17 protein-coding genes are annotated in these 24,154 nt (G+C 65.7%); 4 read left to right on the top strand and 13 right to left on the bottom strand.

Annotation, left to right across the window (positions count from 1 at the left end):
• Positions 1-296 precede the first annotated feature (296 nt).
• Positions 297-950, top strand: coding sequence for a Uma2 family endonuclease (locus tag ACW2Q0_RS03970; RefSeq protein ID WP_457186233.1), 654 nt, complete (start codon positions 297-299; stop codon positions 948-950).
• A gap of 462 nt (positions 951-1,412) precedes the next feature.
• On the opposite strand, the gene ACW2Q0_RS03965 is transcribed toward ACW2Q0_RS03970, so the two are convergent.
• Positions 1,413-2,231: a COG4705 family protein gene (locus ACW2Q0_RS03965; protein ID WP_457186231.1), complete on the bottom strand. Its 819-nt coding sequence runs from the start codon at positions 2,229-2,231 to the stop codon at positions 1,413-1,415.
• Positions 2,232-2,625: 394 nt separating this feature from the next.
• Between ACW2Q0_RS03965 and ACW2Q0_RS03960 the strand changes: the two genes are divergently transcribed.
• Positions 2,626-2,922, top strand: a complete 297-nt coding sequence (locus ACW2Q0_RS03960) for a hypothetical protein (RefSeq protein WP_457186229.1) — start codon at positions 2,626-2,628, stop codon at positions 2,920-2,922.
• Between the two features lie 258 nt (positions 2,923-3,180).
• Here the strand turns inward: ACW2Q0_RS03960 and ACW2Q0_RS03955 are convergent, their stop codons facing one another.
• Together ACW2Q0_RS03955 and ACW2Q0_RS03950 are read right to left on the bottom strand one after the other, a co-directional pair.
• Positions 3,181-3,762 (bottom strand): hypothetical protein, encoded by a 582-nt coding sequence (locus tag ACW2Q0_RS03955; RefSeq protein WP_457186227.1) that lies wholly within the window; start codon positions 3,760-3,762, stop codon positions 3,181-3,183.
• A 226-nt stretch (positions 3,763-3,988) separates the two neighbouring features.
• Positions 3,989-4,723, bottom strand: coding sequence for a MerR family transcriptional regulator (locus tag ACW2Q0_RS03950; protein ID WP_457186225.1), 735 nt, complete (start codon positions 4,721-4,723; stop codon positions 3,989-3,991).
• Between the two features lie 167 nt (positions 4,724-4,890).
• On the opposite strand from ACW2Q0_RS03950, the gene ACW2Q0_RS03945 reads away from it, so the two are divergent.
• Positions 4,891-5,244, top strand: coding sequence for a DUF1707 domain-containing protein (locus tag ACW2Q0_RS03945; RefSeq protein WP_457186223.1), 354 nt, complete (start codon positions 4,891-4,893; stop codon positions 5,242-5,244).
• 84 nt (positions 5,245-5,328) lie between these two features.
• Here ACW2Q0_RS03945 and ACW2Q0_RS03940 read toward each other — a convergent pair whose 3' ends face one another.
• Positions 5,329-7,524: a tetratricopeptide repeat protein gene (locus ACW2Q0_RS03940; protein WP_457186928.1), complete on the bottom strand. Its 2,196-nt coding sequence runs from the start codon at positions 7,522-7,524 to the stop codon at positions 5,329-5,331.
• 354 nt (positions 7,525-7,878) lie between these two features.
• The gene (locus ACW2Q0_RS03935) at positions 7,879-9,408 is read right to left on the bottom strand and encodes an amino acid permease (protein WP_457186221.1); all 1,530 of its coding nucleotides are present in this window, start codon (positions 9,406-9,408) and stop codon (positions 7,879-7,881) included.
• A gap of 198 nt (positions 9,409-9,606) precedes the next feature.
• Here ACW2Q0_RS03935 and ACW2Q0_RS03930 point away from each other — a divergent pair, with 198 nt between their 5' ends.
• Entirely contained in the window at positions 9,607-10,677 is a 1,071-nt protein-coding gene (locus ACW2Q0_RS03930; protein WP_457186219.1) for an SPFH domain-containing protein, read from the top strand.
• 39 nt (positions 10,678-10,716) lie between these two features.
• Here ACW2Q0_RS03930 and ACW2Q0_RS03925 read toward each other — a convergent pair whose 3' ends face one another.
• The 8 genes from ACW2Q0_RS03925 to ACW2Q0_RS03890 form a co-directional block, all read right to left on the bottom strand.
• A complete protein-coding gene (locus tag ACW2Q0_RS03925) occupies positions 10,717-15,615 on the bottom strand; it encodes an NAD-glutamate dehydrogenase (protein ID WP_457186217.1) in 4,899 nt (1,632 codons plus the stop codon).
• Positions 15,616-15,772: 157 nt separating this feature from the next.
• Positions 15,773-16,480, bottom strand: a complete 708-nt coding sequence (locus ACW2Q0_RS03920) for a hypothetical protein (RefSeq protein ID WP_457186215.1) — start codon at positions 16,478-16,480, stop codon at positions 15,773-15,775.
• Between the two features lie 10 nt (positions 16,481-16,490).
• Positions 16,491-17,546, bottom strand: coding sequence for a discoidin domain-containing protein (locus ACW2Q0_RS03915; RefSeq protein ID WP_457186213.1), 1,056 nt, complete (start codon positions 17,544-17,546; stop codon positions 16,491-16,493).
• A gap of 79 nt (positions 17,547-17,625) precedes the next feature.
• Complete coding sequence (locus ACW2Q0_RS03910; protein ID WP_457186211.1) at positions 17,626-17,979, bottom strand: helix-turn-helix domain-containing protein; 354 nt, start codon at positions 17,977-17,979, stop codon at positions 17,626-17,628.
• A 13-nt stretch (positions 17,980-17,992) separates the two neighbouring features.
• The gene (eccE, locus tag ACW2Q0_RS03905) at positions 17,993-19,711 is read right to left on the bottom strand and encodes a type VII secretion protein EccE (protein ID WP_457186209.1); all 1,719 of its coding nucleotides are present in this window, start codon (positions 19,709-19,711) and stop codon (positions 17,993-17,995) included.
• Positions 19,708-21,063, bottom strand: a complete 1,356-nt coding sequence (gene mycP / locus ACW2Q0_RS03900; RefSeq protein ID WP_457186207.1) for a type VII secretion-associated serine protease mycosin — start codon at positions 21,061-21,063, stop codon at positions 19,708-19,710. Before mycP ends, eccE begins: the two co-directional genes overlap by 4 nt.
• Entirely contained in the window at positions 21,063-22,592 is a 1,530-nt protein-coding gene (gene eccD, locus ACW2Q0_RS03895) for a type VII secretion integral membrane protein EccD (protein WP_457186205.1), read from the bottom strand. The genes mycP and eccD overlap by 1 nt, the downstream gene beginning before the upstream one ends.
• Positions 22,589-24,145, bottom strand: a complete 1,557-nt coding sequence (locus ACW2Q0_RS03890; RefSeq protein WP_457186203.1) for an AAA family ATPase — start codon at positions 24,143-24,145, stop codon at positions 22,589-22,591. Before ACW2Q0_RS03890 ends, eccD begins: the two co-directional genes overlap by 4 nt.
• Positions 24,146-24,154 lie beyond the last annotated feature (9 nt).

The raw sequence follows: 24,154 nt of genomic DNA, 5'->3' as shown, positions 1-24,154 counted from the left end.
CTGATCGTAATCCGCTTCATACCGCAATCACACATAGAGCACGACGAGGCTCATGCCAATCCGGCACCATCGGATAGCTGAACCGCCGTCCGATCTGCCGTTGGACCGGGTCCACCTGAGCCAGAGCGAGTTCGACGTGGTAAGCGTGCGTTCGGCGTGGCCGTTTGCCCTCGGGTGCCGGGCTGCTCGCTCGCGCTCGGGACGCGCCGCTTGGTCCGTGCGAGCTGCTCGAATGCCCGGCACCACACAGAGCGCATAAGGTCTGTCGATGCTGCCTCGACCGCTACCATTGCGGCATGTCCCGTCCGCGTACCGAGCGTCCGGATCTTCCCGAGTACATGACCTGGGAGGAGCTGGAGCGTCTCCCCGAGGAGATTGCCCAGCAGATCGAGCTGTGGAATGGACGCGTGGTGTGGGTGCGGCGCGGCCCTGCGGAGCATCAGACCTTCTCGAACCGTCTCTGGAGCACAATCGAGCGCTGCGCGCGAAAGACCATGTCGGGGCATCCTGAGCACTGTTGGCGGGTAACCACGGAGACAAACGTCTTCCTCGGGCGCAACGGCAAGGCCGATTTCTTGACACCCGACTTTCTCGTACACCGATGCCTCGGATCCCCGTACCAAGATCTTCGAAGCGCCGACGTCGTGCTGGTCGGGGAGGTGCTGTCCCCTTCCAACACGCAGACCGATATCGAGGCGAAGAAAGGCCGCTACGCAGGGGCCGGCATTCCGTGGTATTGGGAAGTGACCTTGGACCGTGAATCCAGCGCCATCGCAGTGGTCCGCGCCTACGTTCTCGAGATCGGGCACGCCCAGTTGCCGCCTGGCGTCCATCCGCTGCGCTCGGCTAACTACATCCTCGCCGGCGAATGGACCCACGAGAATCTGGACGGCATCGCCATCGACTTCCCATTCCCCATCGCCATCCGCTGGACCGAACTCGAATACTGACCAAGATCACCATGGCGCTGACGGCGGCAAACGCCGAAGGTCATGACGTGGCAGCCGTACGGAGCTCCGTCGGCGAACACTTCCCAGAAGCCGACTATGCTCATGCACGCCGATAGTTCGACCGAGGTTCGATCCGATGCGGATATTCCCGCCCGAAGTGGCGGATGATCCAGCTCCCCGGCTGGCCTAATGCCCCCAATGCGACCGCCTGGTCCATGCGAAATCTGCCGGGGCACAGTGCATTCGAGCGCAGAGGGATCGAGTATGCGGGTGATCGTGGTCGATAACAACGACAATGCGGCCGACGCACTGCACAAGTTGCGCCGGCATGGACACCGTGCCAATCGCAAACGTCGGAGCTCGGACCTGCTGATCAGCCATCATCGCTATCATGCGGTCATCCTCGACCACGAGCTCCCTCCGCTATCCCTTTCGATCGTCCGTTGCGGATCCGGCGAACGACTATGTGTTCTCGAGTACCGCAGCCGGTTGGTCGGAGGCGGTTGGTTGTGTGCGGGTTCTACTGTGGCCGTAGATGATTCCGGCGATGAGGACGGTGAGTAGGGCGGCGGTGGTGCCCCAGGTGCCGAAGCCGAGGCCGCCGTTGGCGTGCGGTTTGGACAGTAGGTCGCCGACGGTGGCGCCGAGAGGGCGGGTGAGAATGAACGCCAGCCAGAACAGCAGCACCCCGGAGATGCGGGTCAGATAGTGGGCGGTGAGGATCGCGGCCATGATCGCGGCGATGAGAGTGGCGCTGCCCCAGTAGCCGAGCCCGGAGCTGTCGGATAGGTAGTCGCCCAGTGAGGTGCCGAGGGTGTTGGACAGCAGAATCGCCGTCCAGTACAGGATTTCGGCGCGCAGGTTGGTGATGTTGGTGACGTCATAGGTTTGGCCGCTGAGTCGCCAGATCGCGAACACGATCGCCAGACCGGTGATGAGGATGGCGGCTCCGATGCCATAGCCGAGTCCGGCGTCGGTGGAGGTGTCCGAGCCGGGGCCACGGTTGAGGAAGTCGGAGATGGTGGTACCCGCGGTGCTGGTGGCGGCGATGACGGTCCAGTACAGCGCGGGGTGGAAGCGACGGGCTTTGAGCTGGGCGAGCAGGCTGACGAGGAAGATCGCCACGAACAGCAGCGAGGCGGCGGCGTAGCCGAGACGCAGGGTTTGCGCGAGCAGGTCGCCACCGGTTTCACCGAGAGTGGTGGCGGCGATCTTGAGCACCCAGAACAGGGCGGTGACCTGGGGCAGCTTGTAGTCGGTGCGGGCGGGCGGCGATTGCATGCCGGTGTATGCCTTTCTCGGTGGAGGCGATCGGAGCGGGTCGCCGCGAAGTCTGCCAGTCGGTGGCTGAGAACCGGCTGAGATCATTTCCCGTGTCTCGAGACGATGGCCGATGATGGCGGGCGCATCGGCTCGCGCGGCTGGGCCCGGTTCGCTGGGGGTTGCGAGTGCGCGCGGCGTTGGAGTCCCACGCCAATGGTCCGGATACCGGCCCGCACCCCGTCAGCCGGAAAATACGGGAAAACTTAGCGAGAATGCTGAAATTTTCCCAACGGTTCACTATTGATTGCGCCGTCAAACAGCGGCACAATAGATCTCAGACAACCTGCATTCCCGGCACACCCACTTACCGACCAAGTCCGGGCTCGGCGGGACAAAGGAGATATCGGTAACCATGAACCTCGAGTCGAAGAAGGTCGTCATAGCCGGCGCGATCGCCGGTGCACTTGTGATCACACCGGCCGCGATGGCGATTCAGTCGACCATCGCGGCGCCCGGCAACCACAGCAACAGCAACAGCAATGGCGGCGGCGCACGAGGCGGCGGGTACAGCAACAGCAACTCGGGCAACCGCCGCGTCGCCGATCAGGATCACCCCGCCTCCGGCGACAACAGCTTCAGCCGGGGCTCGTACGAAAACGGCGGCGACGGCGGACGCTGGGTCTGGGTGCCCGCCGAGGGCGGCCGCTGAACCACCCCCTTTGCGGCTCTTTATATTACGAATGCGATCGCCGCTCCAGAAGGAGCGGCGATCGCATTCGTATGCGCTCTGCACCCGATGCGTCGTACCACCTACCCCTCGAAAGGCAGACTTGCATCGGGCAGCCAATTGCCCTCCACCAGTGACCAATTGACCGTCAACACGGACCGATGCCCTTCCGGGTGGTATGCGCGGTAGGCACGCCCGGCCGAAAGGGCACCAACGGTAGGAAGATTCGTGTCTATCGAATCAGGTCAGGTTGCCGTCGACGCACAGGCTCGACGACCGCCACGACGGTCCCGGCCGGTTCGCACTCATATCGAAGGTCCAGTTCGAAATCGGACCGGCCGCACGCCAATACAGCCCGCCGCGACCGTCCGCAACGGCCTCATAGATGTCCTCGCGCCCCTCGATCAGCTGACTGCCGACGCAGTAGTCCATGTAGTCGGTACCCGGCTGCTGCGCCCCCGGACTGAACTTACCGGCGGGATTGCCGTTGGTACCAGGGTTGTACACGCTGCTGCGACCGGGAGCGTAGCCCTCGCGGGACCAGCGCGCGAAACCGAAGAAATCGGATTTGCACCGGTACATCCAGCCACCCGCGGCGATCGCCACACCCTGCGGAACGGTTTCACCGGCCCACAGGCAGCGCACGCCGATATCGGCGTTCGCCGCGGGCGTCTCGGCGCCGAAGCCGAATCCGCCGAGTCCCACCGCAATTGCCGCAAATATGGACAGTGCTCGGATCTTGTTGCGACCCTGGCCATTACGTGCCGAGTCAGGACATTCGGTGGGTCTGGGTGCGCCGCACAGTTCACTGACGTTGGTCATCGACGTCTCCTTAATCATTGTCTCGCCCGCCGGCCGACGTCGATACGGGCCGAACGGGAAGTGCTGTTCCCGCTATCTAATGTATCGCTATCTAACGGCACATTAAGCTAAGTGTCGCCACATATGGGAAGAGCAAATAAGGAAGGACCTGGTCAGCGACGCACGGCAACGAAAGATCAGCCGCAGGCCGGGCAAGAATTGCGCGTTTCCGCGCGAGCCGATCGCTTCAGGCGTCGGGCAGCGCCTCGTTGAGTTCGCTGTCCTGTTCGAGATACTTCGCGACAAAGCGGTTCACCAACTCGGCGGTCGCCTGCCCCGGGCGAATCCGGGCCTCCGCCACCCGGTCGGCGAGCACGGCCTTATCCGCGGGTGTGCGCCCGGAGCTCTGATACGGCTCCCATGCCGATCGGTGGAACAGATCAATGAAGCGGCGGGCGATCCGGTCGCAGTCCGCGCGTAGCCGCTCCAATTCGCCGAGTAGTGCGTCCACCGGCATGCCCGCGCCCTCCAACTGATCGAAGATGCGGATCAACTGCGGATCGGCAATGCGATAGGTCGTGGCGTCCACCGGCTCGTACAGACCGGCCGAGACCACGCGGGCCAAGCCGTGGGGCACATCGCGATAGCGCTGCTCGAGTTCGGTCGCCGCGATAGTGTCGCCAGCGGACGGCGCGGTGGACTGCGTCGCACCAGGCTCCGCGACGCCGAGGATGTCGCCGAGATCGTCACCGCGATCCCATGCCTCCAGCAGTTCCCTGATGCCGTTGAGCTTGATCCCCCGGTCCAGCAAACGGCTGATCGTCTGCACTCGATTGAGATGATCCGGTCCGTAGAAACCGGTGCGACCCTTCACCTGTGGTGGAGGCAGGATGCCGCGCTCGGCGTAAACCCGCAGGCTACGCACGGTCGTACCGGCCTCGCGCGCCAGCTCATCGATCGTGTACTCCACGTTCCCTGCCATATGTCTAGGAAACCACACAGAAATATTACTTGTAGGTAAGCATACGTCAGCGATGTCGGACACCTATGGCCCGCGAGCTGTCGTCGCCCCCCGTGACGGCCCGTAACTATTCCCGCCGTTGGCAATTCGTTCGATCGAACGGAGGCGGCGGGGCCTATCCTTCCGATATGACCGAGGCGCACGCTTCTCGAATTACCGTGACGGAACGGGAACGGGCGCTCGAGCAACTATCGCAGCACCTCGGTGCCGGGCGATTGAGCCTGACCGAGTTCGACGAACGCAGTGCCATTGCCGCGGCGGCGACCACCAAAGGACAATTGGCGGAATTATTCGCGGACCTGCCCGGCGTCATCCCGCCCGCGCCGCCCACACCCACCGGTAACGCGTTGCAGCGACTGCGGACAATCAGCGCGGCGATCTCGATCGGCGCGGTTGCGCTCGCGGTCGCCACCGGCAACTGGCTGTGGCTGCTGCTGGCGGGCGGAACCATCGTCGCCTTCGCGGTGCAACAGCTGCGCTGAGCCAACCCACCCCGTCGGCTTCGCCAACTGCCATCCCCTGAGCCAACCCACCCCGTCGGCTTCGCCGACTGCCATCCCCGGAACTCACCAACGGGTGCGCGGCCGAACGGAATTCGCCAAATCGACCAGCCGGTAGCGGTGCCAGCGATCCGGCGCGGTTCTGGCCAGGGCGCGCAGGCTGGTTTCGAGTCCCTGCCGCAGCCCCGCCGAGGTGACCGGAAACCCGAGGATCATCCGATCCGGATTGCGCGGCCGCCCGCCGACCCGCAGCCACTCCAAGGCCGCCCCGACCACGATGACCTGCAATTGCAGCGTTCGCGAATCGTCGGACAGTGCCTCCAACCGCCCGGCCGCCGTACAGATATCCGCCTCGGTGATATCGGCGATCGGCCGCGAGACCAGCAGCAGACAGCCCGTCGTATGCGCCACGCCGTGATGGCGCGATGCGGCGGGTACCTGGTCGAGCACCGCTACGGCCTCGAGCAATTCGCCGTCCGCGGCGAGTCGGCGAGCCAAGCCGAAGGCCGCGCTCACCACGCCGTGGTTGGTCCGCCATACCGCACGATAGTGCTCGGCCGCGGCCCGGTGCCAGCGATCCGATTCGGCCGGATCGTCGAGATGTTGCAGCACCAATTCCGCGGTGGCGGCCAGGGCGAGTTCCGGTCCGATCTCTCCGGGCAGCATCCCGTGCACGGTCTCGAAATGCAGCCAGGCGCGGTCGTAATGGCCGTCGAGAAGGGCGGCGACGCCGACATACCACTCGATGCGCCAGTCCGCGCCGTAGTCGGGGCGCAGATCGGCGAGCAACTGACAGGCCGGAACTGTCTCCCCCAGGTCCAGATACGCGCGGACCGCGGTCAGCGGCCCCTCCAGGTCGAAGGATTCCGGAGCGACGATCGTGCCGGCTCGGATGCGTTCGTGTGCCCGGCGCAGCGCGTCCAGCGCGTGCCGCGGTTCGCCGTGCAACAGGGACGACAGCAGTTCGGCACTGGGATCCTCGCTGTCGATCAAGGGCGTCGGCAGCGCCGCGACGACATCGTGCGCCTCGAGCACCGGCATGCGGGCCATACCGTCGACGATGCCGTCGGTCTGGCCGATGAGCGTATCGGTGCCGAAATCGTCTCGCATGGAGCTCAATTCGACCGACGGCTGGGGATGTTCCAGGCCGGTATCGATCGCGAGCACCATCCGCAGCGCACCGGCGAGCTGACAGTACATCGAATACGCGGACGGGAAGCGGCGTTCCGGCTCCGGATCGGTGGCGCGCAGCAGCAGGCGGTACAGGCATGGATAGCGCGCCAGCAGTGGCTCCTCATCCGGTTCGGGTATGCCGCCGAGAAAGTGTCCGTCGCGGTCCCGGGGCAGATCCAGGGCAAGGGCCGCCAGGGTGCGGCCGACGGTATAGATATCCGAAACCACGGTCGGTCCGGTCTCGGTGATCTCCGGCGCCTGATAGCCGGGCGTGCCGTAGATGCTGCCGTAGGAGTCCATGGCGGCGACCGCACCCAAATCGATCAGTTTGACCTCGTGCTCGCTGACCATGATGTTGTCGGGCTTCAGATCGTTGTACGCCAATCCGAAGGAATGCAGATAGTCCAGCGCCGGCAGGATTTCCATGATGTAGGCGATGGCCTCGACGACCGGAATGCGTTCCTTGCCGCGCAGATCGAGCATATTCTTCAGCGATTGTCCGCCGACGTATTCCATGACGATGTAGCCGTCCGGAATATCGCGGCGGGAGCGATGTTTGACGAAGTTGTGAATCTTGACGACACCGGGGTGGGCTACCTCGGATAGGAATTGCCGTTCGGCGAGCGCGACCACGTGCGCCTCGAAGTCGAGCGGGTTCTGCAAACCCTTCAGCACGACCCAGCGGTCGCTCACATTGCGATCGACCGCGAGATAAATCCAACCGAGTCCGCCGTGTGCCAGCGATCCCTGCACCTCGTATTGATCGGCGACGAGTTCGCCGCGCTGCAGGGTGGGACGGAAGTTGAACGGCGAGCCGCAGCGGCCGCATTCGCCGCTCACCGCACCCGGCTCGGTGGCGGTGCGCCGGCCGACCGGCTCCTGACATTTCCAGCAGAACCGTTTGAGCTCAGGCACTTCCGGGTCATCGAGAATGGCGGTGCGCGGATCGACCGGCGCCACCCGCGGCATGGGTACGAGACCGGCACCGAGGCGCCGCACGCTCGGCCGGGAACGGCCGCTTCGGCCGGAGTCCGGCTCGTCGAGTTCGAGAGTGCGATCGGCACCGGTCGCTGGATCGCTCACCGGCATCGTGTCGCCGGGCACCGGAGGCGGGGAGAACCTGTGCGCTGGAGTACGTTCCACGGTGCTCGGTCCGGACCATGGATGCTGACGACGTTGCGACGGATCGAGTTTCGACATGCCGCGAGTGGCCCAGGGATGAGGCGTCCGTCGCGGTACCTCGGTACCGCGCATCCGCCGATTCGCCCATGGGTGCGGCAGCGGATTCTCGGAGGCGCTGGGTTGTTCCGGCATGGGAACCTTTCGAGCCCGGTGAACAGGGCACCCATTCTCTTCCGCCGTCCGCCGTCGCGTGCCCGCCTTATTCCCCTCTATGGGAATAGCTCCGCCCCGGACATGGTGTCCGGGGCGGAGATCGGATTACTACTCCTCGTCGGGCTTGTCGAGAACGACGACCGGCTCACCCTCGCGGCGCGGCCGCTCGGCCAGCACCGGGAACTGACCGGTGATGCCCTCGCGTTCCTGAGCGACCTGCAGCACCCGCTTGCGGGCCAGGAACCAGCCGCCGACGAACGCCGGAACCACGACCACCGCCATGGCGATCACCGCACCGCGCTGCTCGATTTCGTGGCTGCATGCCATCAGCACGATCACCGCGACTAGGAACGCCAGCGTGGCGTAGCTGGTGTAGGGCGCACCGAGCAGCCGGAACGACGGACGTTCGGCCAAGCCCTTCTGCGACCAGCGGAACAGCTGCAGCTGGCAGATCACGATCGCGCCCCAGGCCGCGATGGTGCCGAGAGCGGACATGTTCAGCACGATCTCGAAGGCCTTGTCCGGCACCAGCGCATTGAGCCCGACACCGGCCAGCGCGATCGCACCGGTGGCGAGGATGCCGACGTAAGGCACGCCGCCGCTGGACATCCGTGAGGCGATCTTCGGCGCGCTACCGTTCATCGACATGGAGCGCAGGATGCGGCCGGTCGAGTACAGACCCGCGTTGAGGCTGGAGAAGGCCGCGGTCAGCACCACCAGGTTCATGATCGAACCCGCACCACCGATACCGAGCTTGGAGAAGAAGGTGACGAACGGGCTCTCCCCGGCCTTGAAGGCGACGTAGGGCAGCAGCAAGCCGAGCAGCACCAGCGAGCCGACGTAGAACAGCGCGATGCGGGCGATGACCGAATTGATGGCCCGCGGCATGATCTTTTCCGGATTCTCCGCCTCACCGGCCGCCGTGCCGATCAATTCCACTGCGGCATAGGCGAATACGACGCCGGTGGTGACCGTGACCAGCGGCAGCAGACCGGTCGGGAACAAGCCGCCGTTATCGGAAAGCACGGTGAAGCCGGTGGTCTCACCGTCGACCTTGAATCGGCCCGCCAGGAAGATGGTGCCGACGATAAGGAAGGCGACCAGCGCGACGACCTTGATCAGCGCGGCCCAGAACTCCAGCTCTCCGAACCATTTCACCGAGATCAGGTTGATGCTGACCACGATGGCCAGCGCAACCAGCGCGATCAACCACTGCGGTATGGCCTCGGTGGCTCCCCAGAAATGGACATAGGTGGCGATCGCGGTGATGTCTACGATGCCGGTCATGCACCAGTGGAAGAAGTACATCCACCCCACCGCGAAAGCCAGCTTCTCGCCGTAGAACTCACGCGCGTAGGAGACGAACGATCCGGAGGACGGACGATGCAGCACCAACTCGCCCAGCGCCCGCAGGATGAAGAACACGAAGATGCCGCAGACCGCGTACACGATGAACAGGCCGGGACCGGCAGTGTGCAACCGACCACCCGCACCGAGGAACAGTCCGGTCCCGATCGCGCCCCCGATCGCGATCATCTGCAGCTGGCGCGGGCGCAACGCCTTGTGGTAGCCCGCATCCTCAGCATGCAGAGCATCCGCGGGCGCCGGCACTTCCGCGGAGTGTTGAACGGTTGTCATGGTGAAGCCTTTCACGTGACGGCGATCATATCACTGCTTAATGTATCGCTATTTAACGGTACGTTCAATAGAGAATCAAGACTTACAACCGCGCGGAAACATGACAGAGCCGCGCTACCCGCCGCTACCTCGGCGTTAGTTGATCGTACCGCTGCACATCGGTACGCTGGATATGTTTACGGCTGATGGAGCGCGAGCATGGCATGGTTCGAACGGGAGTTCATCGCGGTCCCTGAGGACCGCAAGAATCAACTCGTCTACAAGTGGCCGGATGTCAACATCCGTCGCTACAGCCGTGCCATCGTCAATGCCGATGAGATCGCCCTGTTCGTCAAGTCCGGGCGGGTCGTGGCCGCCATGGGGCCCGGTCGGCATCGGATCGATGCCGACGAACTGCCGGTCCTGGGCGCGCTCGTGGATACGTTGACCGGCAACAACTTCTACCGCGCCGAACTGTATTTCGTCTCCACCCGCGAGTTTCCCGGCATCAAGTTCGGCGGGCGCCTGGCCGATATCGCCGATCCGGTCAGCGAACAGGTCGTGACGCTTCGGGTCTTCGGGGAATTCGCGCTGTCGGTGCGGGATCCGGCCGAACTGGTCACCTCACTGGCGGGCACCACCGATCTGAGCGTCCCGGCGACGGTGGAGTCCTGGAGCGCGGACCTGCTGCTGAAGTCCATGAAAGTCGCTGTCACACAGGGTATTTACCGAGGAGACTGGACCGTGCTCGGCCTGTCCGGCCAGTTGGAGCCGATCGAGTCCGCCGTGGTGCGCCAGACCAACCTGACGCTCTACGAATACGGCCTGCGCATCCCGCGTCTGGGCAACTTCGACATCACCCTGGCGCCTGAGGATGCGGACCGCATCAAGCGACTTGCCAAGGATGTCACCTACATTCGACTGGCCGGCGACTTCCAACGTTATGCCGCAGGCGAGATGGCGCTCGGGGCGGGCCAAGGCTTCGCGAACGGCCATACCCACGGCGGCGACGGATTCCTCGGCGCCGCACTGGGTTTGAACGCCATTCAGCAACACGCCTCGAGCAATCCATGGCAGCATCGAACGACCCCAGCTGCCGCACAACCGGTTCCGCCCACCACGCAGCCGGTATGCGCCAACTGCGGCACCGACAACCTCGCACATGCGCGCTTCTGCATGGACTGCGGCGACCCACTGTCCCCCGGCCCACGCCGCTGCACCGAATGCGGAGCAGACCTCACCCCCGCAGCCAAGTTCTGCGGCAGCTGCGGCACCGCAGCCGCGAGCTGATCAGCTCGGATCGCCGAGACCGCGGGGGTCGGCATTGTGTTAGCTCGAAACAGCCACTGCCGCAGCGGATTCGCCGCTGCTGACCATGCTGCGGACTTGGCGGGCTGCCACCGAGAGCGTTGCCAGGTCATGCGTGCCCGCTGCGAAGATCTCACCGAGTGAGGCACCGGCGCGCGCCAGACGGGGGCGGTTGACCGACTCCCATTCGGCGATCTTGTCCGCGGTGCTCTCATCCGGTTCGGATGCGGTCAGCACATCCAGGGTCACTGAGCGCAGCGAATCGTAGAGGTCGTCGCGGACGGCGAGCCGGGCCAGTGTGCGCCACCGGTCGTCGCGCGCGAGGTTGCTCACCGCGGTCAGCAGCCGCTCGATCTGGAAGTGATCGTCGAGCGCGTAGTAGAGCTCGGCGACCTCCTGTGCATCCCGCTCGGCGATATCGGCCACATCGACGATGTCCAGCAGGGGGAACATATGGATCAGGCGGAACACCTCCTGCGCCAATTCCTCCGGTGCGCCCCGCTCGACCGCCGACCGCGCATGCGTGGCCAGATCCTCGGCGTGGACCGCGGGCAGCCGGGTCGGCTGCATGTGCCCGGCGAGCTTGCGAACACCGTCGCGGTAGCGGGCGATATCAGCGCCGATGGCAATCGGTTGCGGACGACTGGTCAGCAGCCAGCGCGACACTCGATCGAGAGTGCGCCTGGTCTCCCGCTCGAGTTCGTCACGCGCCGACGTCGGCATCGGCGTGGTCCGAATGTGTTGCCACAACGTGTGCAGATCGAAGAGTTGCACGGCGGCGGTGAAGGCACGTACCGCGTCGTCGGTACTCGCACCCGCCTCCTCCGCCAGGCGGAACGCATAGGTGATGCCGCCATGGTCCACCACGTCGTTGACCACCATGGTGGCCACGATCTGGCGCCGCAACGGATGCTTCTTGATCGCGTCGCCGAACCGTTCGCGCAGCGGCTCGGGGAAGTAGGACAGCAGCACCGATTCGAACGCCGGATTATCGGGCAGATCCCCGGCCAGCAGATCATCCTTGAGCGAAAGCTTGACGTGCGCAAGCAGATTCGCCAGCTCGGGTGAGGTGAGCCCGCGACCGGCCGCGGCCCGCCTGGTCAGCTCGGCATCCGAGGGCAGTGCTTCGAGCCGCCGATCGATACCGCGCCGGAACTCGAGGTCGGCGATCAAACGCCGGTGCACGCCCGACATCGGCACAGCCTGAGCGCGCGAGAGCCCCATCCTGAAGTTCTGCGAAATATTGTCGCGCAGTACGAGTTCGGAGACCTCGTCGGTCATCGCGGCGAGCAGCTGGGTGCGGTCGGCGGCGGCGAGCTCACCGGAAGAGATGACCGCGTCCAGCAGCACCTTGATATTGACCTCGTGGTCCGAGCAGTCGACGCCCGCCGAATTGTCCAGCGCGTCGGTGTTCATCCGGCCGCCGTTAGCACAGTATTCGACGCGGCCGAGCGCGGTCGCGCCGAGGTTGCCGCCCTCACCAATCACCTTGGCGCGCAACTGGTTCGCATCGACACGCACCGCATCATTGGACTTATCGCCGGCATCGGCATTGGTCTCGGTGGATGCCTTGATGTAGGTGCCGATACCGCCGTTCCAGAACAGATCGACCGGTGCGAGCAGAATCGCCCGGATCATTTCCGGTGGGGACAGCGTGGTCACGCTCGGATCCAAGTCCAGTGCCGCGCGCACCTGCGGGCTGACCGGAACAGCCTTGGCGGACCGATCGTAGACACCTCCGCCCGCGCTGATCAGCGAGGTGTCGTAGTCGGCCCACGACGAGCGCGGCAGTGCGAACATCCGCTGCCGCTCCCGGAACGAGGTCGCCGCATCGGGCTCCGGATCCAAAAAAATGTGCCGGTGGTCGAAGGCCGCGACCAACCGGATGTGCTCGGACAACAGCATGCCGTTACCGAAGACATCGCCGCTCATATCGCCGACACCGACCACGGTGAAATCGGTTGTCTGCGTATCGATATCCATCTCCTGGAAGTGGCGTTTCACGCTCTCCCACGCACCCTTGGCGGTAATGCCCATCGCCTTGTGGTCGTAACCTACCGAACCACCCGATGCGAATGCGTCACCCAGCCAGAAACCATATTGGCGCGCGACATCATTGGCGATGTCGGAGAAGGTCGCGGTGCCCTTGTCGGCGGCGACCACCAGGTAGGTGTCGTCGCCCTCGCGGCGCACCACCCGCTCCGGTGGCAGCACCCCACCGGAGGCGTGGTCGACGTTATCGGTCACATCCAGCAGACCCGAGATGAAGGTGCGGTAGCAGGCGATGCCCTCGGTCAACTGCGCCTGCCGATCCGCGGTCGGATCACCGGTCGCCGTCGGCGGCTGCTTCACCACGAATCCACCCTTGGCGCCGACCGGTACGATCACCGCGTTCTTCACCGCCTGCGCCTTCACCAGACCCAGGATCTCGGTGCGGAAATCCTCCAACCGGTCCGACCAGCGCAACCCGCCACGCGCCACCGGACCGAAACGCAGATGCACACCCTCCACCCGCGGCGAATACACGAAAATCTCGAATTGCGGCCGCGGCCGAGGCAATTCGGCAATGGCATGCGGATCGAATTTGAACGACAGGTACTCCGGCCCGTTGCCGTCGCTGTCGCGACGATAGTAATTGGTGCGCAGCGTCGCGGTGATCAGGCCGAGTACGGCGCGCAGGATGCGATCGGCGTCGAGGCTGACGACCGCATCGATCTCGGCCCGCAGTCGTTCGGCGATGCTCGCCGCCCGCGCCGACGCCACCGCCCCGACACCGTCGGGATCGAAGTACGCATCGAACAATTCGGTGAACAACCGGGCCATGGTCGGCTGTGCCAGCAGCACGCGGGCGATATTGCCCAGCGTGTAGGCGAATCCGGCTTGCTGCAGATACTTTCCATAGGCGCGCAGTATGGAGATCTGCCGCCATTGCAGTCCGGCGCGCAGTACCAGTTCGTTCAGGGCGTCGACCTCGGCACGGCCGTTCCACATGGCCGCGAAGGCCTCCGGGAAGTATTGCCGCACACCGCCTTCGACCGAAGGTTCGCCGGCCGAGCGGGTGAGATCGGCTTCGAGGTCGGCATCGACCGCGGTCCGCAGCAGCGCCGCCGGGACGCGCAACCCGAAGTCGTAGATCCACTTGCGGGTACCGTCCGGCAGGGTGATGCGGTGCGGCCGTTCGTCGACCACCTCCACCCCGAGACTTTGCAACACCGGAAGCACCCGGCTCAGCGAAACGCCCTCGCCCGCGACATACAGCGTGAAACGCCACTCCCCCGACGGAGATTCGGCGTTCCGATACAGATTCGTATCGATGGCGCCGTCGGCGAGACGGTCCAGCCGCTGCAGATCTTCCAGTGCGCGCTCGAGCTCGTACTCCTGCTGGTAGCCGAACGGGAAGGCGCTGGCGTAGGCATTGGCGACCTTCGACGAGACCGCGGGGACGCCGGTCGCGGCGGCCACGAGGCGGTCGGCCCAACTCCGGGTGGTCGCGAAGAGCAATTCCTGAATGCGCTCGCGATTGGATTCGGAGATATCGGCGGGCTCGGTGTCCGGACCGCGATGCACCGTGAAATACACCACGGCCAACTCGGATTCGCTCGCCCGCGCCGAGTACGCGACCTGCTCACCGTCGAATTCCGCGCGCAGGATCTCCTCCATGCGCAGCCGGACCTCGGTCGAGTACCGATCGCGGGGCAGATAGACCAGGCAGTAGACCGCACCGCTGCGCCCGTCGCGCCGGATGAACAGCCGAACCTGCCTGCGCAGCCCCAAATTCATGACCGCGGAGACGGTTTCGAACAGCCGCCGGGCATCGGTGGAGAACAGCTCCACCCGCGGGAAGGACTGCATCATCTCCAGCATCGCCTGCCCGGAGAACGAGTTCAGTTCGAAGCCCGCCCATTCGATGACTTGGTGCACGCGGCGGGAGATGACCGGGATATCGAGGATGTTCTCGTGCAGGCCGGTCACCGTGAAGGTGCCGACGAAGACGTGCTCGCCTTGCACCGGACCGACGCCGGTACCGCCACTGCCATAATCGGCAACGCTGACGAAGTACAGCTCACCCGATCCCGGGATCAGCGAATCCACCGATCCGTTGGACAGGCGCAGGACCGGTCGGGAAGTGCCGAGTACGGGGACATCGAGGTCGACATTCGAGCCGTTCCAGAGCACTCCGAGGCCGGTGCCCGGCACCTGTTGCGGTTCGTGATCGGCGTCGCTCCGGCTGCCGTGGTAGTACCCGTAGCCGAGCACCGTGAAGTGCCCATCGGCCAACCAGCGCAACAACTTCGCGCATTCGGGCACCTCGGGATCGTCGGCGCGGTGTGCGATGTGATCGAGCCGACCGGCGAGCGCGACCATCGCATTCGCCATGCCCGGCGTATCGTCGACGACCTTGCGCAGCACCCGCAGCAGCGCGGGCAACTCGCGATCGATCCGGTCCAGCAGCGCGGCTCCGACACCTGGCGCCAGCTGCACATGGATCCACGATTCGGTGACCGTGTGGCTGCCGTTCGCCGGTACGGTGTCGGGCTCCTTGGGGGCGATCGCGCGCAACCGCCCGCGACGGTCCCGCACGATGTCGAAGACCGGATGGACGACCTCGGTCACGGCGGCGCCCAGGCGGCGCAGCGCGGTGGTCACCGAATCGACCAGCAGCGGCATATCGTCATTGACGATCTGGATGGCCGCGCCGAGTCCGCTGCCGTCATCGGGGCGGTACACCCGAGTGATCGCCGCACCCGGCAGCCGGATCGCCGCCAGTTCCAAGTGGTGTCGGAAGATCTGTTCGGCCCGATCGGTGATCGTCGGCGCGGTGGCACCCGGCTGGATCCAACGGAAGTAGGCCGCCTCCAGATCGGTCGGATCGTCACGGAACCGTTTGAATGAAATCGTCTGCTGGGTGGTTGCCACCATCGACTCGCGCCTTCCCGAGATCTGAGCCCGTAACCGTACGGTTCCCATACATTACATGGTTTGATGTGCCGTTGTATAGCGGCACGTTAGATGCGTAACAAAATCTTGAAAGAGATCAGCACTGGTCAAGTGCACCGACCGGCCGGAGTCCGGTCGGTCAGGGGGTTAGACCGGCCCGCGCCATGAAGGTCTGCGCCGCCGTACGTCCGGTGAAGGCACCCGTCTCGATGCGAAGTCCGACAAGGGTATTCACGTACCGCAGGGTTGCCGACGGACTGACCGCAACGAAGACGACACCATCGGCCAAAACAGTTCCGCCCGCCGTCCGCCAGTTGCGCACGGCATCGGCCCGGCGCTCGGGTGGATCCAGTGCCACCGAGAGCGTCAAATCCTTGCCACCGGTGATCCCGCCCGCGAGCAGCGGGTCGGCCGCCGGGATGACACAGTTCTCGGACGCGGAATCGACCGGCTGACAAGAGGTGGCCGTACGCAATTGGCTCGGCAACGCCTGATCGACACCCACACCGGGCAGCGAGGTCAGCGGCGTCGAACACGAACGGACGACCGTGAAGCCGAGGCCGAGGACCATGGTCACGATACCCGCGATCGCCGCGCCCCACTGCCACCGCGGATACTGCTTGGCGGCAAGCTTTTCCGCACCCGCCACCACGTGCTCCGCACCCGCCACCGCGCTCCCGGTGGCCGCCACGGCCCGCTCGGCACCCGCGACGACCCGCTCCGTCGCCCCGGCCAGTCCCGATAGTCGACGGACCGCGGGCAGCGGCGCACCGCAATGCCCGCACTGCGCCGGATTTCCGATATTGCGGTGTGCGCAGTACTCGCAGACCAACTCGGCTACTGACATGACAGCGGCCTCAGTGCCCGGTGATCACGATGGAAGAAATCGCGGTTGTATTGATGGTCGGATCGCCCTTCGATTCCTGAATCGTCAGCACGATCTTGGACGCCTGCACGGGGACTTCGAACTTGGTGACGACCAGGGTGCGTTGATCCAGGGTCTGCTGGGTGTAGCTCGTCTTGTTCGGATCGTCGAACTGATACGAAACTCGGCTGGCGGTACGGTATTTCGTCCACTGGTCCACACCGTCGGAGCCGACGCTGTCCCAGCCGGGGATGATGCCGATCGAATCGATCTGGTAGGTCTTGCCCAGATCGATGCTGAGCACCTGCCCGTCGATCTTGTATGCGCGCACGCACGACCAGGCCTTACCCTGCTGGCCACCGAAGGCGTCCATACCCGGCGTACTACCCGGCGGGCAATGGGCGGTAGCGGATTTCACCTCGATCTGCCCGGACGGGGCCATCGACGCTTCCGGTTTGGTCGTCGGAGCCGCCGCGGTCGCCGACGGGGTGATGACCGCGATCCGGTCCACGCCGCGGGTCTCATCCTTCCCGCCGGTGGTAATAAGCGCGAGGATGAGCAGAACGGCCAACACCGCGCAGACCGCGAGCGCGCCCTTGGGATTCTTGAGCTTCTTCGCCAGCACGACGATCCGCTCCGCGGGTTCGGGTCCACGGGCCTTCGACGACCCGGACGCGGACCGCACCGGTTCCTCAGGTGGCGGCTGCTTGGCCGAGACATCGGAGTATTCCGCCGAAAAGTCCAGTGCCGGTGCGGAATCCGGCGGCTGTCCGTTCAGCAGCGCGATGATGCGCTCACTGGCTTTCGGACCATCCGAGGATCGACGCGACGGCCCTGCGGGTCCCATTCCCGCGGTCGGGGCGACGGCCACCACACCGTCGGACAGCGGGCCACCGAAGTCACCGAAATCGGGGTCGCCGACGAGCGGGCCACTCAGCACCGCCCCGGTGTCCGGATCGGCCGCCACGAAAGACGGATTCGCTAGCAGTGCATCCAGGACCGCGCCTCGATGGCGGAGAAAGACATCTCCCTGGTCCTCGGCAGACATGTTCGGGATCGTATCCAGACCGGACCGCAGCGCGGCGAGGTGTTATTCCCGCTGGAGGGAACACCTGGCCGACGCGCGGTCAGTGCTTCTTCTGCTCGGTGACAAAATGTTCCGGCGGCACGTCGAATACCCGCGCCAAGGCAATGATCAGATCGAGTCGTGGTACCGCGTCACCGTGAATAAGCCGGTACAGGCCCGACTGCGAAACCGGAACATCCGGATACGCCTGCTCCAGATGCTGGGCAAGCGAATAGAGCGTCAAAGACCTCGTCGATCCGTCCTCGGTCGATACCACCGATTCCGCGATCAATTCCGACAGCCGACTCGAGAAGATCGCCACTGCGGACTGTCTCGGGGTCAGTGCCTCCCCGTTATCCTCCTGTACGAATTCGCCGTCATTCGGCTGGGAGTCCACAACCACGCTGATAGACACTACCTGTCTCCGATCAGCTCATGCGCCGAACATCGGGCCCTGGCGTGGCGCCATTGCCACCCGCGGTGATCGCGGGTTGTTCGGCGGCGGAATCGAAATAGCGGGTTTCACCGCGCGGCTCGATCAAATCGACGCGCACGGTACGCATCGGAATACTGACATCAACCGCGGTCGCACTGACCTGGTTGATCGCCAGATCGACCGGCCGCCGCCGCGGCCCACCGGGCTCGCTGATAGTGACGGTGGTATGCGCGGTCGATACCTGCGGCGGCAGATTATCGAAGACGGTGATCGTCGCCGCGGACGGCGGACCGGAACCGGCCTGTCCCGCAGCGGCTTTCGCGCCGGCCTCTGGAGCAAGGCGCAGCGATTCCGGATCACCGACCGCGGCGACCAGCTGCCACCAGCGGTGCGGCCGCGTCGAATGGACCTCGACATCCGCGCCGACCACCATGGCGCGCAACACGATCTGCTGTGCTACCGGCAGATCGGCCTGCACATCAATGGTGCGCCGACGCGGGTTGTAGCGGGCCGGGTCGAACAGTGGCAACGCCAGGGTATGACGCGGCTGACCGCTGATGGAACCGAGAATCTGCCCATTGGGACCGATCGCGATGGTGAGATCGGGAAGCAATTCGTCGGAGGCGATACCGCTGCCCGACTCATCGGCGGGCACTGCGCGAATCGAGGTGCCGGTCGGCAGCGAGGCCAGCAATGCGGTGGCTTGCCGACCGGTCAATGGGCGCAGATACTCCGGCGGCGCGTTCGTCACGGGTGGGCCCACATAACGCGCGAGCGCACGCGGCCCGGTCATGGCATCGGTGAGGCTGACCACCAGAGTGGTGCGGCCGCGGTTCCAGGCCCAGCAGTCGTCCAAGCCGGCGCCGGCGAGCCTGGTCCAGTCGATCAGGAAACTGGTCACGCAGCGACCGGGCACCGAGGATTCCATGCAGGTCCAGGTCTCGCGCAGATCAGCGAGTTCGACACCGGCGTGCAGCATCCTGGTCGCCTCGACCAGTGCCGCGGCGGGCAAGGCGTGTGCGGCGATACTGCGCTCGCGTAACCGACCCGCGATGCGGTGCGCCGCGGTGGCCAACGCCTTGGGCGCCACCACCGCGACGGGGCCGCGCCGCTGCAGCAGCTCCAGATTCCGTTCCATATCCAGGCGGACGACCAGCCAGGTGAGGCGATGGCCGACGACCGGATGGGATCCGATCAACTGGTCGTAGAGCATGCTGTAGTTACCGGTCGAGCGGACACGCTGGCCGGTGGTCACGATATCGATATCGACCGCGAGGCCGAACTGCTCGAGCAATCCGATCAGCGCATCGACGGGCACCGTGTCCTCGGTGTAGATGGACTTCTCCGCGACGACGGTCGGCAGGTCCAGATTCGGCGCGAGCTGGATCATCGCGGTGAGCACGGTGTCCTCGGCGCGGATACCGCACACGCCCGCGGCGACCTCCACATCCCGCACCTCAGCCGGACCGGCAAGCGCTGCGGCCCTGGTGGCCCGGCCGAAACGATATTCGACCCAGTCGAGTAGCCAGCGGCTGGTCGTGCGCCCGTTCACCTGCACCGCGACGGTCACCAGCAACACCGTGACCAATGCGGCGCTGGCCCAGATCGGGGTGCGCACCCACAGCCCCGTCATCGCCAGGCTGCCACCGATCACGGCGGCGGCGAACGGACCGCGTTCGACACCGCCCACCCGAATACTCGGAAGGCTCACCGCCGCCTCCGGCCCGCGGAGTTCGCGTAGCTCGCGCCGAGGCCGAGCAGGATCGCAGCGAGGATGACCGCCGCCGCCGTGATCATCGGCCGGGCGTCTTTTGCGCGTGGCGGTGCCGGTATGGGCAGCACCGAGGACTGGTAGAGACCGGCGGGCGGCTTGGGCGCAGTGCGATAACTCAGTGCGGCAAGCGGATCGATCATGCCCGCGCCGACGATATTGTCGAGTCCGCGAGCCGGAGCATGTGCGCTGGCCGTCAGCCGAGCCATGATCTCGGCTGGGGTTTCGTTCGGGAACCGGGACCGCAGCAGCGTCGCCAGGCCACTGGCGTAGGCCGCGGCGAACGAGGCGCCGCCGACCGGCACCAGCTTGCCCGGCTCGCCGACACCGTTGATCAGCCGGTCGCTGCCGGGACCGAGCGATTCGATCGCGGTACCCGGCGCGGCGACCGAAACCCAAGGCCCGGTAAGCGAATCCGACATCACCGCACCGGTCGCGGTGGTGAAGCCGACGGTCAGCACATCCGAACCGAACCAGCCAGGTGCCGATACGGTCTTGACGTCGCGCCAGTTGCGCGGATCTTCGGGACGGGTCAGGTCGATATCCGGATTCTGCTCACATCCCATGGCGGTGGTGTTTCCGGCACCGGCCACGATCAGCGCACCCCGAACGTGAACGGCATAACCGATGGCCGCCGACAATATCGACTGATCGATCGGCGCGCCCACCTTCACACAAATCGGCAACGAGACCGTGATCACCCCCGCACCCAGATTCGCTGCGTGCACGATCGCCCGTGACAGCGCCCTGAGATCGAGAACGGTCTGGTCCGGCGAATCCTTGCCGGGGTTGTCGAGGCTGAACGCACCGGAGCGGTAACGGATGGACAGCATCTTGGCATCGGGAGCGACACCGACGAATGCGTCGCCGGGATCGGCTGCGGCGCCGATGATTCCGGCCACCAGCGTGCCATGGGCATCGCAGTCGGACAGCCCGTCGCCGCCCGCCGCGACATAGTCGCCACCGCCGACCAGACCGGGTAGCCGGGAACTGGGCGTAACGCCAGTATCGATGACCGCGACGGTGACTCCGGTGCCGCGACTGAGCGCGCGCGCTCGCGGCAGGTCCAACATGAGTTCCGGCGGTGGTACGCGGGACATGTCGCTGTCCTTCAGCACACCTGCTGCCAGGCAGCCCTTGTCCTGTTTCGTCGGGATCTCTGGACCGGGTGCTTCATCCGGTGGCGCCGCGCCGACCACCACCTGTGGCGGTTCCACTGCCGACGCCGGTGCGCCGCAGGCGATCAGCGCGACCCCGAGCACCACCGCGAGCGCGGTTGCGCCGATTCGCATCAGATCGCCCGCATCGCGGTATAGATGCCCATGATCCAGCAGGAAATGATCGGGATCACGAGTATGAGGGCATACTCGATCAAATCGATGATCCGCCGAGTCACCGGCGAGAGACGTCGACCCGGCAACTGTACCGCCGCGACACATGCCGCGACCGCGGCCACCACGACCACAAGGACAACGACCAAGTGCGCGGCAGCGTTGTCGTAGGTTCCGATCAGCACGCAACCGACGCCGACGACCACGACGGCCGCCGCGGTGACCAGGGCGATCGCCTGGACTCGGTCCGGGAACCAGCGCGAGCGCATCGCCAGCAGCCCGGCCACCGCCGCGGCCAGCACGATCTCCCGGATCCCGCCGGGACTGGACGCGGTCGAAACAACGGCGGCCACGGACAACAGCACAGAAGTCGCCGCGATGAGACCACGAAGGCTCGTCACCGCCAATCTGGCGCGTCCCTCGATCCCGGCCCCGGCCTGCTCTCGATGTCGTTCGGTCTCATCGGATTCCAGATCGGCGTCGTCGCGCGCGGATTCGGCATCGAAGATATCGGTCAGGGTGGCTGGTGCGACCTCATTGCCGGGGTCCGGCAGATCCGGCGGCCGGATCCGGGCGATCACCACGGCGAGACGCGGCGCCGCGGTGAGCAACACCAGCCCGACCAGCGCCGCGCCACCGGCTACCTGCCGCACCGCGAGGTCGAGGTAAGTAAGCGCAATCGCGGCAGCGGCAGCGGTTGCGCCCAGTACCGTCACCCCCATCAGGGTGGCGATGCCGAGCCCGATCGAGCGCATCATGGCCGCGCCCGCGACGGCGACGACAACCGAGCCCGCAGCCAGGTTCGCCGCCTCGAACGGCCCCGGCTCGCCGTAGGCGGGCGGGACCAGCATCGCTGCGCCCGCGAACAACAGCGGAATCGCCGACAGTGCCAATCCGAGGCAGACTCGTGGCGCCGCGGCACGCCGCCGTGCCTGCACCGCAGCACCCCAACACACCGCACCGAGCAGCAGGGCGGGCAGCGCGTACCACCAGACCGAACCGGTCTCGGTCCACGCCCACGACAACATTCCCGCGACCGCGAGCGCACCGATCCCAAGCGTGGCCGAACCGACCACCGCGGCGGTGTCGCCGTCGAATTCGGCGAATTCGCGCTCGTTGATCAGTGCCAGCGCGTCGGTGATGTCCTCCACCACCGGCGTGAAGATCTCCCCGGATTCGACCGCGGCCAACATCAGCACGGTGCCATCGACGATGTCGTGATCGGCGAGGCTGCGCCAGCGCGGCATCGGCGCCTCCCCCGGTCTGGCCAGACTCCACTGACCGGACGGTGGGGTGAAGTCGACAGTCTCGTCATCGATCGCCTTGGCTAGTACGACCAACAGATCATCGATGAACGTCTCGATGGTGAACTTGGTCGGCACCACTACATCGACCTGATAGCTGGACACCAGGATTGCCATCCGGGCCCGCGCCACCTCCGCGGATGCCGCGGGTGCGGCCCCGGGCGGCGAAGCAACAGCAGTACTCATCGCCACCCTCCGGCGGACCGGTTACCACCGGTGCCGCCAAGATAATTCGGAAATCCATCCGCGAGCCCTGCGGCGAGCTCTTCGAAAGCGAGCAAAGTTTCCTTCTCGAGCAAGCGCAGATCGATCTCGCCGCCCTCGGCCAGATGGTCGTCATAAGGCAGGATGCAGGTCGGACGCTGCCCGGTCGCGAACAGCTTCTCGATCGCCGCGACATCGACGACCGGCTTGGACGGCTGCTGATGCACGATCGAAACCACCGACTTCGCGATCAGATGCTGCATACCGTGCGAACTGAGCCAGTTCAGTGTCGCCACCGCACCTTTCACGCCGCCGACGGTGGCGGGGGTGACCACCACCACGGCATCGCTGCTCTGCAGCACACTCAGTGTCACCGAATCCAGCACGCCCGTGCCGCAGTCGACGAGCAGCAGGTTGAAGTGGCGGCGCAAAACCGCTACGGCCGTTGCGTATTCGCGACCCGAGAGCGCTTCGGTGGCCTCGATCGTCCACGGCGAGGCGATAACGGCCAGATCGGCCGTGTTGATGGACATGAACGACTGCACCGTCGAGAAGGCCTCCAGATTCGCCGCCTGCGCCAGATCGCGCAAGGTCAGACCATACGGGTGCGGTGACGTGCGGGTGGGAAGATCACCGAAATCCGGATTGGCGTCGACGGCGACGACCCGATCCGGGCGCAGCGCCGCGAAGGTGGAGCCGAGGGTCGCCGCGGTGGTGGTGCGGCCGACGCCGCCTTTCACGCTGATCACCGCGATCTGATACGCGGTATTGAGCTGGCGGCGAATTCGGGCGCGGCGGTCCTCGGTGCGCTGTTCGGCGGGCGACAAACCGAGTCGGAAGCCCACCTTGTTCAGCGCGCCGCGGACACCGGTGCTGGATTGCAGCCGAGCCCGATTGGCCGCCGCGATATCGGCCAACAGGTCCATCGAGGTCAGCGCGGCGGGCAGTACCTCGACGCGCGGTGCCGATTCGATTGCGGCGTGGTCGATTCGGTCGGGCACCCAGTTCCCCGCCGCGGCGGGTGGCTGCTGGGCGGTTGTCGGCTGCCATGGCGTGGCAGTGTTGTCGGTGTACTGGGCGGCCGCGACACCGGTGCTGGATCCAGCCGCGACACCGGGTCCGACAGTGCTGCCGGGCGCTGGTGTGGTGATCCGGGCGGTGGCGGGCTCGGGATCCGCGTGGGCCGCCCACGACTGCACCGCCTGCGGCAGCAGTGTGCCGGAATCTTGGTGCGAGGCAGCCACATTCGAAGTCGGAGGCGGCGCCGCGGTATGTGCGTGCGTGTCTACGGCCTCGGATGCGTTACGGCCTTCCGGTGCGGCCGGGCCTTCCTCGCCCGCCGGTACCGCGGGCCGTGCCTGGTCGGGCGCTCCGACTATCGGCTCGCTGAAGCCTTGGTATGGACGCGCCGACGTGCCATCGGTCGCCGGTTCGCTCGTGTTCTCCGGCGGGGCCTGCATGAAAAAGGCGTCATAGCCGCCCTTGTTCCGGACGGACTCGGCCTGATGACCATTCGTACTCGGCGCTCGGCTCATATCTGTCGT

Source organism: Nocardia citri, assembly GCF_054065835.1.
Note: the sequence above shows the minus strand (reverse complement) of the source record. Positions and strands in the feature narration are given on the sequence as shown.

Coding starts and splice junctions, on each gene's coding strand:
- ACW2Q0_RS03970 (WP_457186233.1), top strand. CDS start 297: ATGTCCCGTCCGCGTACCGAGCGTCCGGATCTTCCCGAGTACATGACC.
- ACW2Q0_RS03965 (WP_457186231.1), bottom strand. CDS start 2,231: ATGCAATCGCCGCCCGCCCGCACCGACTACAAGCTGCCCCAGGTCACC.
- ACW2Q0_RS03960 (WP_457186229.1), top strand. CDS start 2,626: ATGAACCTCGAGTCGAAGAAGGTCGTCATAGCCGGCGCGATCGCCGGT.
- ACW2Q0_RS03955 (WP_457186227.1), bottom strand. CDS start 3,762: ATGACCAACGTCAGTGAACTGTGCGGCGCACCCAGACCCACCGAATGT.
- ACW2Q0_RS03950 (WP_457186225.1), bottom strand. CDS start 4,723: ATGGCAGGGAACGTGGAGTACACGATCGATGAGCTGGCGCGCGAGGCC.
- ACW2Q0_RS03945 (WP_457186223.1), top strand. CDS start 4,891: ATGACCGAGGCGCACGCTTCTCGAATTACCGTGACGGAACGGGAACGG.
- ACW2Q0_RS03940 (WP_457186928.1), bottom strand. CDS start 7,524: ATGCCGGTGAGCGATCCAGCGACCGGTGCCGATCGCACTCTCGAACTC.
- ACW2Q0_RS03935 (WP_457186221.1), bottom strand. CDS start 9,408: ATGACAACCGTTCAACACTCCGCGGAAGTGCCGGCGCCCGCGGATGCT.
- ACW2Q0_RS03930 (WP_457186219.1), top strand. CDS start 9,607: ATGGCATGGTTCGAACGGGAGTTCATCGCGGTCCCTGAGGACCGCAAG.
- ACW2Q0_RS03925 (WP_457186217.1), bottom strand. CDS start 15,615: ATGGTGGCAACCACCCAGCAGACGATTTCATTCAAACGGTTCCGTGAC.
- ACW2Q0_RS03920 (WP_457186215.1), bottom strand. CDS start 16,480: ATGTCAGTAGCCGAGTTGGTCTGCGAGTACTGCGCACACCGCAATATC.
- ACW2Q0_RS03915 (WP_457186213.1), bottom strand. CDS start 17,546: ATGTCTGCCGAGGACCAGGGAGATGTCTTTCTCCGCCATCGAGGCGCG.
- mycP (WP_457186207.1), bottom strand. CDS start 21,063: ATGCGAATCGGCGCAACCGCGCTCGCGGTGGTGCTCGGGGTCGCGCTG.
- eccD (WP_457186205.1), bottom strand. CDS start 22,592: ATGAGTACTGCTGTTGCTTCGCCGCCCGGGGCCGCACCCGCGGCATCC.
- ACW2Q0_RS03890 (WP_457186203.1), bottom strand. CDS start 24,145: ATGAGCCGAGCGCCGAGTACGAATGGTCATCAGGCCGAGTCCGTCCGG.